This window comes from Psychrobacter sp. CMS30, assembly GCF_904846565.1.
In the GTDB taxonomy this organism is placed as follows: Bacteria; Pseudomonadota; Gammaproteobacteria; order Pseudomonadales; family Moraxellaceae; genus Psychrobacter; species Psychrobacter maritimus.
Genome location: NZ_CAJHBF010000024.1, coordinates 26495 through 37995, shown reverse-complemented (window position 1 = coordinate 37995; position 11501 = coordinate 26495). Strand labels below are relative to the sequence as shown.

Sequence of the window (11501 nt, the reverse complement as noted above, 5' to 3'; positions counted from 1 at the left end):
AATTATGTACCGGACATTTCCACTCACAGTAAGGGTTACCGCATTCAAGGCAGCGATGCGATTGCTGCGCTACTGATTCACTTTCAAATGGATGATAAATTTCGACGAACTCGGTTGAACGGGTAGCGATGTCTTTTTTGGTAGGCTCAAGGCGTGGTACATCTAAAAACTGAAAACTATTTTCTAAGCGTTTTGCCATGGTATTGTCTCTTTTATATAGAGGTATTTTATAGTGGCTAACGACAGCCAATATCTGCAGCCTCAATGAGGCAAATTTACGGATACCGGCTGTCATTTACCTGCTTAAAATTGTGCATTAAAGCTATGAGTTAAAACTGCTCGTAAACCTCTTGCTGACTCATCCCGTTTATTGTGGATCAGCCGTCGTGGTCTTAAGCAAGGTCGCAACGTTTGCCGCTTTGGGCTTCACCAAATAGAACTTACGCGCATAATGCTCAAAGTCCGCTAAGATGGTTTGCCCCCACGCACTACCGGTTTTATCGACATGGGTTTCAATGACGTGTTGCAAGTAAATACGATGACCTTCCATTTGCTCGCTTGAGATACGATTTAAATCAATCAGCTCATGATTACAGCGATCAAAGAAGTCGCCATCCATATCGAGCACATACGCAAATCCGCCCGTCATACCCGCGCCAAAATTCAGACCCGTACGACCAAGGATGGTAATGATACCGCCGGTCATATACTCGCAGCAATGATCGCCTGTGCCTTCGATGACCGCATGCGCGCCAGAGTTACGTACGCCAAAACGCTCGCCTGCAGTGCCAGCCGCATATAGCTTACCGCCCGTGGCACCATACAAACAGGTATTACCGATGATAGCAGTTTCTTGCGCATGAAAGCTTGAGTCTTTCGGTGGATAAATGACAATCTCACCGCCCGCCATGCCTTTACCGACATAGTCATTGGCATCGCCTTCAAGCTCAATATGCAAGCCGCCCGCATTCCAAACACCCAAACTTTGCCCTGCAGTGCCGTTTAGATGCAGCTTAATGGGCATATCACTCATGCCAATATTGCCCCATACCTGTGCAATCTCACCTGAGATGCGCGCGCCGATAGAGCGATCACAGTTGCCGATAGCATAGCTATAATCGCCGCCGTTCCCTTGACGAATATTGAGCAGCATATCGCTAATCATCTGCTCAGCAAGCAAGCCTTTATCAAATGGCTCATTACGCGCAACCTGACAGGTTTGCGCTTTGCCGCTACTGGCTGGATGACTAAATAATAACGGCGTTAAATCCAAATGACGCTGCTTATCAGTATTGCCTTCTAGCACTTCAAGCAAATCGGTACGCCCGACTAGCTCTTCCATACTACGTACGCCAAGAGCGGCAAGCCATTCACGCGTTTCAGTCGCCACAAATTTAAAGAAATTAATCAGCATCTCAGCTTCGCCAATGAAATGCTCATCACGGAGCTGGGCTTTTTGGGTGGCAACGCCGGTCGGACAGTTATTAAGATGGCAGATACGCAAATATTTACAACCAACCGCAATCATCGGCGTGGTACCAAAGCCAAAGCTTTCAGCACCTAAAATAGCGGCTTTGACCACATCAAGACCGGTTTTTAGACCACCATCGGTTTGGATACGGACTTTATCACGCAAGCCATTAACACGTAGCGACTGATGAGTTTCAGCAAGCCCTAGCTCCCACGGCGAGCCAGCATGATGGATAGACGACAGTGGCGACGCTGCGGTGCCACCATCATAGCCTGAGATGGTAATCAAATCGGCGTAGGCTTTTGCCACGCCCGTTGCAATCGTACCAACACCGGGACGCGAGACCAATTTGACCGAAACTAAAGCATCTGGATTGACTTGTTTTAAATCAAAAATCAGCTGCGCCAAATCTTCAATCGAATAAATATCATGGTGCGGCGGCGGTGATATGAGCGTCACCCCAGGTACCGAATAACGCAGACGTGCAATTAGCGCATTGACCTTACCACCCGGCAGCTGACCACCTTCACCGGGTTTTGCGCCTTGAGCAACCTTAATCTGCATCACTTCTGCTGAACGCAGATAGGCCGGCGTCACCCCAAATCGACCAGAGGCGATTTGCTTAATTTTTGAATTACGCAGCGTGCCATAACGTACCGGATCTTCGCCGCCCTCACCAGAGTTTGAGCGCCCGCCAATGGTATTCATCGCCATGGCAATCGCTTCATGGGCTTCGGGTGATAGCGCCCCTAGCGACATCCCTGCTGAATCAAAGCGCGTCAAGATTGCTGAGATATCTTCGACCTCATTAACGTCAATTGAATTATCGGTTTTTAATTGCAACAAATCACGCAAGGTCGCTACAGGACGACTATTGACCAAATCGGCATAATGACGGTAATTGTCATAATCACCGGTACGGACGGCGGTATGTAGGCTATTAATCACATCAGGATTAAAGGCATGATATTCTTTATTAAAGACAAATTTTAGCAAGCCACCTTGATCGAGGGGCGCACGACGTTTAAAGGCATTAGCAGCCAATTGCGCTTGGTCGGCAGCTAGATCAGCAAAAGTAGCGCCTTTAATACGGCTTTGCACGCCTTTAAAGCATAAGCTCACCACTTCTTCAGAAAGTCCGACCGCTTCAAATAATTGTGCGCCCCGATACGATACAATGGTCGAGATGCCCATTTTTGATAAGATTTTCAGCAAACCTTTATCCAAGCCTTTACGGAAATTTACCCGCGCTTGAATCGGATCGCCAAGCAGCTCACCAGTCGCTACCAAATCATCAATGACGTCATAAGCTAAATATGGATAAATACAGGTCGCACCAAAGCCAATCAATACCGCTACTTGATGCGAATCGCGTGCCAAGCCTGTCTCTATGATTAAATTGGCATCGGTACGAATACCTTGTGCTATCAGGTAATGATGCACCGCACCGGTGACCATAATGGCATTGGCCGGTACTTTATCGGCAGTAATGTTTTTATCAGACAAGACAATCAAAGTATGACCAGCACGGATGCTAATTGCCACTTGCTCACAGATAGCTTTGATGGCGGCTGATAACTCAAGATTGGCATCGTAGTTTAAATCGATACGCGCCATTTGGAACGCTGGATCAGCCAAAGTTTCGAGCTGCTGCATTTTACTGGCTGATAAAACTGGCGACGATAAGATAATACGATGGGCGTCGCGTGCTGATGGCGCAAACACATTGGTCTCAGCACCTAAGCAAGTCTGTAGCGACATCACGATTGACTCGCGCAATGGATCAATCGGTGGATTGGTCACCTGTGCAAACTGCTGGCGGAAAAAGTCGCCGACATGGCGAATTTGCTGCGACAGCACTGCCATAGGCGTATCATCACCCATCGAACCGACTGGCTCTTGACCATTTTCGGCATTAGGACGGATGATTTCGGTGCGCTCTTCATTGGTGATGTGATACATTTTTTGCAATGCTTTTAGCGGCTCGCCGCGGCAGGCTTGTGCGGCTAACTCTTCTTCAAGGCGCTCATCATCACGGATACGCGTCGCTTCTTCACGTAGCCACTTACGATACGGATGGGCTTTTTTTAATAAAGTAGCAATCGCCTTAGTATCCATGATTTGACCGGTCATGGTATCGATAACCAGCATCTGACCGGGACCAACCCGACCTTTAGCGAGCACGTCTTTTGGCGCATAATCCCAAACGCCAACCTCAGACGCGACAGTGATATAACCGTTTTTGGTCGTGACCCAACGTGACGGGCGCAGACCATTACGGTCAAGCATACAGACAGCGTAGCGACCATCTTGAATCACTAAACCTGCTGGGCCATCCCACGCCTCCATATGCTGCGAGTAAAACTCATAAAACGCGCGCAAATCCATATCCATGCTATCGACGTTTTGCCAAGCTGGTGGCACCAGAATCGACATCGAATGGAACAGACTCATACCGCCCGACATCAGCACCTCTAGCATATTGTCTAAGCTTGATGAGTCTGAGCCGGTGCTATTAACCAGTGGCGTTAGTTCGTTTAAATTGGGCAATTTATCAGATTTTAATTTTGGCGTACGGGCTTCAGACCAGCTACGGTTGCCGGTGATGGTATTCAGCTCACCGTTATGCGCCAAATAGCGAAACGGCTGCGCCAGTGGCCAACGTGGTAACGTATTGGTCGAAAAACGCTGATGGAAGACCACAATATGCGAGGCCAAACGCGTATCTTGTAGGTCTAAAAAGAAAGCTGGCAGGTCTGATGGCATGACCAAACCTTTATAAATAATCGTCTGACAGTTTAATGAGCATACATAAAACAGCTCGTCATCAACCAAACGTTGTTCCGCTTTTTTACGCGCGACAAATAACTGACGGTTAAAATCATCGGCGGCTAGCTCATCTGCTGCATTGACAAATACTTGCTGAAAACCGGGTAAGGTCTCACGACCAATCTCACCAACGATACTTAAATCAAGTGGCACATCACGCCAACCAGCTACTTCCAAACCTTGGGCGCTAAGCTCTTCATTGAGCACCTGTCGGCTATACTGCGCTTTTGTCTCGTCTAAATTAACAAAGACCATACCTACTGCAAAATTGGCCGTCAGCGTAAACCCTTGCTCAGCCGCAATATTGCTAAAAAACACGCTTGGCGTCGCCAATAATAAACCGCAACCATCACCTGTCTTACCATCCGCAGCGACACCGCCGCGATGGGTCATACAACTTAAGCTGTGAATGGCTGTTTTTACCAAATCATGGCTGGCTTGGCCCTCAATATGAGCAATTAAACCAAAGCCGCAATTATCAGAGAAGTCATCTGGGGTCGCCAAATGCGTAGAAGAGGAAATCATTGACATAGCTTGTCCTTTTAAGTAAGCAGACAGCATATACATCTCAGATGATGTACAAACCAAACTCCGCAGGCAGAACGGGTATATATTCACATAAGCGGATTAATAAAACGCAGGCAGAGCAAATAGAGTAAAGATTCTAAAGGTGATAAAAATACTTACCACGATTCTCTTTAGTCTTTTAATTACTATACAGTAATTGCAACCTTTACTTTAGGGTTGGCTACTAAAAGGACTGCATTCAGGAGATAAGATAAATGATCATCACCCTATCTATCCTTTTATCCTTAAAGCCCTTATACATCATTCACTATCGGTCTTTACAGGCTTGCGATCTTCTTTCAGCGGTTAAGGCGCTCAATGTGAGTCACATAAACCTTGGTAAATGCTGATATGCGTTAACCACTTCGATAGATAATGCGCCAAGTAAATGATAAGAAAATGATGGCTAAAGTAGCTACTATCACTAGCCTAAACCGTCAAATTTGAATATCAGACGCTCTGTACTCAAGCGCCTTAATGACCCCAATTAGGGTAATAACGAGAGATTGTGCCACTTGCAATAAGCTTAATAGAGATGGCAAGTAGCAGCGCTTGAGACAACAACATAAGCGTAAGTGCTTGTATTTATAGCAAGCCTACTTACTAAATGCTGCGATGTTAGATCACGATTTACGATAACTATACAGAACGTCGCCCATAGTCATCTTAGTTAATGATTGACAAAAAATCTAGTCTTTTCTATGTCTTTGTGTTCTCGATTTTGTAAAAAATTATATTATCAATGATGATGCCATTACTAACTTTCTCGACTGAGACCCCGTTTAAGCCGTTTATATATGCGCTCTTAGGTAGTTTTCCATGCCTATGAGCCTTAATATTAAAACCTAATAACCATTGCATACATTCAAATATAATTTTTCTTACCAAAATCACAGGCACAAAAAAACCTACCAAACAGGATAGCTGGTAGGCTTTCTTAATAAACACTCATTGAAATTAATTGCTTTTTTCTTCAATAAGCTCTTTTATGCTGTCATTGTTGTTCTTTGAGGCGTTATTTTTTGAGGCATTGCTATTAGCACCGGCATTAGCGTTGGCATTTTTATTAGCCGCATTGGGATTGGCGTTCTTATTAGCCGCATTGCTGTTTGCATTCGTATTCGGCGGTTTAGGCGCTTCAACCACGGGTGGTTTTTTCGGTTCATTGTTGTTATTTGCTTCAGATTTTCGGCTATTATCCGTATTTTTTGGTGTTGGTGCAGTCGTTGTCTGCTCTTCGATACCGACCGTACGCTCTTCATTGACAGATAAGGTTTCAGACGTATCGACTGACTGACGAATACTTTCAGCAGTGTTATTATTCGTCCCTTCCTGCGCGCCGCGATTGGCATTGCTTGCTGCTTGCTCATTGCCACTATCGTTAGCTGGTGTTTTCTGACGCACCGGCACTTCGCGTTTGGTTGGGCGCAAATTGACAGCGCGCGTGCGTTTGGTGCTTAAGTCCTTGACGGGATCAGGACGCTCATAATTATCAATAATACTGACGTAGCGATTGATCTCTTCTGGCAACACACGCACATTAGCAGGCAGCTTAAAGTCTATTAGCTTAGCCGCGCCGACCGCTTCTTGTGGACTGCTCATCAGCCCATAAGTCAGCATATAACGTACTTGATTGTTTTCATCAAGATAGCGAAAATAAGCAAACTTCTCGCGATCTTCACGGCTTTCTAAATAGCTGACAATGACATCGTTTTCAGCGACATTCATCACCTGTACCGTCCACTTGCCTTTATTAGCAAGCAGATAACGCTTGTCTTTAAACTCATCGGGATAGCTGCGCAAATCACGGACGGTGGCATCAAAACTAATCGGCTGCACATCGGTATCAAGCTCATGCAAGGATTCTATCTTTAGCGGCTGCTCAAGCTCATCAGTTGAGGCTTGTGGCGCTGATATTGGCTCATTCTCGATTTTTGCGCCCATCGCTGGCGTTTGACTAAACATCCAAACTAAGGCGGTAAACACGCCCAATAGCAGTGTCGCTATCAGCCAAATCAATGCTTGACGGCGATATTTCTGCCCAGCTGTGCGAGTCGTCGAGCGTGATGCTGCCATGGAGATGTCCTTGGGGAAAAATACTTATAAAGATAGTCTGATAAAAAGCCATTTATAACGCAATACTTATAAAGATGCAGTTAAAAAATTGTCACTTAATGATAAGGCCATAAATTAAATTATTAACGCTATGGTTAATAGTATTGACTCTACTATTAACAGTATTGACGCCTTTATTAACCTTTAACCACTTTTATGAGTGATGTTGTGACAATACTTCTGTTAACAGCCCAGCATCGAAATCATTGGTTAATACCGCCTCACCTAATGATTTTAACAAAATAAGGCGAATTTGTCCGTGTTTGACTTTTTTATCATGACCCATCAAACCTAACGCCGTCTGTACGTCAATAGCGGGTGGCGTAATAGGTAAATTTGCCAATACCAATACGCGCTTAATACGGGCAACGTCAGCACTCGTTAACCAACCAAGCTTTTGCGACAGCTCAGCCGCTTGCACCATACCAGCCGCGACCGCCTCACCATGTAGCCAATTACCATAGCCTTCATGGGTTTCAATCACATGACCAAAGGTATGACCAAAGTTTAATAAGGCACGCACACCGGACTCTCTTTCGTCTTGTGCGACGATATCGGCTTTGTACTGGCAGCAGCGCTTCACCGCTTCGCCAAGTACGGCTAAATCCAAAGCCATCATCGCTGGTAGATTGTGCTCAAGCCAAGTCAAAAACTCTGCATCCATAATCAGCGCGTATTTGATGACTTCCGCCAATCCTGCTGATAGCTCACGTGCCGGCAAGGTTTTCAGCGTGCTCATATCAGCAAGCACCATTTGCGGCTGCCAAAATGCGCCAATCATGTTTTTACCTTGGGGGTGGTTGATGCCGGTCTTGCCGCCAACGCTTGAATCCACTTGTGATAGCAAAGTCGTTGGGATTTGAATAAAATTGACCCCGCGCATAAAACTTGCGGCGGCAAAGCCTGTCATATCGCCGACCACCCCACCACCAAGCGCGATTAGGGTCACATCACGGTTAAAGTGCTCGGCCATCAGCGCATCATAAATCTGATTGATACTGGTCTGGTTTTTATATTGTTCACCATCTGGGAGCACACAAACCTTGACGATAAACTGTGCTTCAAGCTCCTCTTGTAAAGCCTTTAAATATAAAGGCGCAACCGTCTCATTGGTGACGATAAGGACTTGACGACCTGTAATATAAGGAGCAATTTGGCTTGCCATGCTGCTTTTTTTAGCGCCATTTTCAGCAATGTTATTAGCAGCGTTTTCAGCAGTGTTACTAACAATGTTTTTAGGGTTGCCTGCATTACTATCTTCAGTAATGACGATAGGATAATCATGACTTTGCGTCTGTACTGTTAGGTTGGCATGAAACAGTGGCGTTGCCATGAAAATCTCCTTAAGTATGAGGATTGAATTAAATTGAGCGGCGTTGTTTATTAAACTTTTTCTTATTCATCTTCTTGATGTGCTGAGCTGATAGAAGTTGAGGCACAAAATGCGTCTAGTTGCTGCAATAACTGATTGACCATATGACGAGGATAGGTATGACCGGTCGGCATGATAATATGCGCCACTTGCCGGTATAAGGGGTCGCGGGCGCTGTATAAATCTTGCAATATTTTTCTAGGATTCGGTTGTTGTAATAATGGTCGCGACTTATCTTTGGCAGTACGCGCCATTTGCACGTCCACCGGAGCATTGAGATAGACGACGATGCCGCGCTCTTTAAGAAAGGCACGGTTTTCGGCCGCCATTACTGCGCCGCCGCCGGTCGCTAAGACGATTTGTGATTGCTGCGTCAGCTCATCGATGGCACGCGTCTCCCGTTCGCGAAAGCCCGCTTCGCCTTCTTTAGCGAATATCCAAGCAATATCTGCGCCGGTTTGTGACTCAATATACCAATCACTGTCTACAAACGAGCGCCCTAACTGCTTAGCCAGTAACCTGCCAATGGTGGTCTTGCCCGCTCCCATCGGCCCCACTAGAAATACCGACGGTAATTCCTCAACCATAATACGCACTCAGCTAAATTAGGTATGATACAACGTCATTGATATTCTGGCTAGTAATGCGCGTTGATTATTGTGAGTAAAATCCAAGCACACGCAAAAATTGGCCATAAAAAAAGCAAGCGCTGATGCTTGCTTTTTTTAGTTATAAAGTCATTAAACGCTGATTAATTTAAACGGCTGATGCCATCATTAATCAATTTTGGCGTGACAAATATCAATAACTCTTCTTTAGAGTTATTACGGACATCACGGCGGAAGGCACGACCGATATAAGGCAAGTCACCTAAGAAAGGTACTTTATCGACACCATTACTGCTACGATTTTTAAAGACGCCGCCTAGAACAATGGTTTGACCGTCTTCAACAATGACGTTGGTCGAGATTGAATCTTCAGCAATCGCTACCTGATTATTAATAATCGTTGGCGTGCCATTGGTAATAACAAGTTGCAAACCAATTTTACCATCAGGCGTGATATTTGGCGTCGCTTCTAGACTTAATGCCGCTTCTTTAAAGCTGGTCGTGGTCGCGCCACTGGCCGAGGCTTCTTGATAAGGAATTTGTGTACCAGAAGATACTTTTGCCGTTTGTTTATCAGCCGTCAAAATCTTTGGTGTCGAAATCACTTCACCGCGGTTATCGGCTTGTAGGGCTGATAGCTCAAGATCGAGCATCACATCTGACATGCTAAGTAGCCCAAAAGCGATACTACCAGCTGGGTTAGCAACACCTAAGTCAACGTTTAAGTTATCAGGGCGGCTGATGTCATATTTAGGATAAGAAACCGTTTGACCATTCACTGTCGTTGTTTCTACGTCAAAATCTTTTAAATCCCATAGCGTCTGATTACTACCACCGACCAACAAGTTACGGTTATTGGCAGCGCCGTTTGACAAGATACCCCAACGCACGCCGATCTCTTTACTAAAGCTATCGGTAGCGCTAACAATACGCGCTTCAATCATTACTTGACGGACTGGAATATCAATTTTACCAATCAGCTTATGAATATTTTCAATGCTTTCAGCGACATCTTTGATAATCAAGGTATTGGTACGCTCATCAACCGTTACCGTACCACGGTTAGACAACAAGGTATTGTTATCAGTAGAATTTGTGTTGCCAGTACCGCTGCCACCAGATGAGCCACTGCCCTGAGAGATAAGGGTCAAGACATCAGCCGCTTTAGCATAGCTTAAGCGAATGTATTCCGTGCGTAGCGGCGCATACGACTCAACCGCTTGCTGCGCTTCAAGCTCACGAGCTTCTTGTTCAGCAAGCTCAGTCGAGGGCGCAACCAAAATCACGTTGCCATTTTCACGCTTACCAAGATTTTTACTCTTTAGAATAATATCTAGCGCTTGATCCCAAGGTACATTAATCAGGCGCAAGGTAATATTACCCGCGACCGAATCACTAGCCACGATATTCATATCAGTAAACTGTGCCAAGATATCTAACACACTACGGATTTCAACGTCTTGGAATTCCATAGATAGCGCTTCACCGCTATATACTTTCTCTTCAAGCGTTGGCTCACGAAGTAGCTCAGGCTTGCGGATATTGATATTTAACTGGTTACCCGATTGATAAGCTTGATACTCATAATCTTCTTTAACATTGATGGTGATCACACCATTTTGACCTTGGTTTTTAGTATCAATACTATCAACCAGACCACTATTCACGTTTAAGCGACGTAATAAATTTCTCGGTACGGTACTGCCGGTTAAACGTACAACCAACTTATTACCTTGACGCTGGACGTCAACTGGAATGGCTTCGTTGGCAAGCGCAATACTGACATTACCGCCACCATCATTGCCTGCGGTAAAATTAACCGCCGTTAAACCGTCATAACTATACTGCTTACTCACTTGTGAGGCCGCAAGCTGTGGGCTTAGCAACGGATTGACGCGCACCACCATGGTATCAGCAGGTACTTGGGTTTTGTTTACTGTAGAGCTAGTAGCTGTGGTACGAATAGGCGCAGCTGCTACGCTACTGGTCTCAACTATCGGTGTAACAACAGCAGTGGTAGTGATACCCGCATTGCCATTAAGCACGTCTTGCACAGGGTCATTGGTAACTACTTGATTAACCACTGGACGACTAGGGTCGCTAATCGTTAACAACAAATCATTGCCCTCAATAGCGGTGGTATAATTGCCCGCTTGTTTGAGTCCAACAATCAGACGGGTGGTATTGTCGCTATTTAGGGTAGTGACATCCTTGATCATACCGACGTTATATTCATTAAAACGACTGGCAAGTCCGTTTTGTACCTTTTCAAAATCCAATACCAAACGGCTCGGATTATCAAGCTGGTAGGCGGCAGGTAATACTGGTTTGCCGGCAAAGCCCAAACGCATTTGGGTAACGGCCGGTGCGGTCTGTACCACAGAGACGTTATTGATGCGCTGCTCAGCATGAGCACTGCTACTAACTGCTACCATACTCATTGCCAATGCAGAGATGGCAAACGTAGAAGATACGCGGTTGTTCATCGTCATTACCTTGTTATTGCGTACTGTCATTATGTATTCCTCAAAAAATCTGC

At 45.5% G+C, this 11501-nt stretch carries 5 protein-coding genes and 1 pseudogene; all 6 read right to left on the bottom strand.

What is annotated here, in order from left to right; translation table 11 throughout:
* A pseudogene (locus tag JMX94_RS11460) lies at nucleotides 1-199 on the bottom strand (glutamate synthase small subunit); the annotation flags it as partial.
* A 168-nt stretch (nucleotides 200-367) separates the two neighbouring features.
* Nucleotides 368-4831 (bottom strand): glutamate synthase large subunit, encoded by a 4464-nt coding sequence (gene gltB, locus JMX94_RS11455; RefSeq protein ID WP_201565534.1) that lies wholly within the window; start codon nucleotides 4829-4831, stop codon nucleotides 368-370.
* A 993-nt stretch (nucleotides 4832-5824) separates the two neighbouring features.
* Nucleotides 5825-6943 carry a hypothetical protein gene (locus JMX94_RS11450; protein WP_201565533.1) on the bottom strand — a complete coding sequence of 373 codons (1119 nt, stop codon included), beginning with the start codon at nucleotides 6941-6943 and terminating at the stop codon, nucleotides 5825-5827.
* A 193-nt stretch (nucleotides 6944-7136) separates the two neighbouring features.
* Nucleotides 7137-8315, bottom strand: a complete 1179-nt coding sequence (gene aroB, locus JMX94_RS11445; protein WP_201565532.1) for a 3-dehydroquinate synthase — start codon at nucleotides 8313-8315, stop codon at nucleotides 7137-7139.
* Nucleotides 8316-8377: 62 nt separating this feature from the next.
* On the bottom strand, nucleotides 8378-8941 hold the full coding sequence (gene aroK / locus JMX94_RS11440; RefSeq protein WP_201565531.1) for a shikimate kinase AroK: 564 nt from the start codon (nucleotides 8939-8941) through the stop codon (nucleotides 8378-8380).
* 164 nt (nucleotides 8942-9105) lie between these two features.
* On the bottom strand, nucleotides 9106-11478 hold the full coding sequence (pilQ, locus tag JMX94_RS11435) for a type IV pilus secretin PilQ (protein WP_201565525.1): 2373 nt from the start codon (nucleotides 11476-11478) through the stop codon (nucleotides 9106-9108).
* Nucleotides 11479-11501 lie beyond the last annotated feature (23 nt).

Coding starts and splice junctions, on each gene's coding strand:
- gltB (WP_201565534.1), bottom strand. CDS start 4,831: ATGTCAATGATTTCCTCTTCTACGCATTTGGCGACCCCAGATGACTTC.
- JMX94_RS11450 (WP_201565533.1), bottom strand. CDS start 6,943: ATGGCAGCATCACGCTCGACGACTCGCACAGCTGGGCAGAAATATCGC.
- pilQ (WP_201565525.1), bottom strand. CDS start 11,478: ATGACAGTACGCAATAACAAGGTAATGACGATGAACAACCGCGTATCT.
- aroB (WP_201565532.1), bottom strand. CDS start 8,315: ATGGCAACGCCACTGTTTCATGCCAACCTAACAGTACAGACGCAAAGT.
- aroK (WP_201565531.1), bottom strand. CDS start 8,941: ATGGTTGAGGAATTACCGTCGGTATTTCTAGTGGGGCCGATGGGAGCG.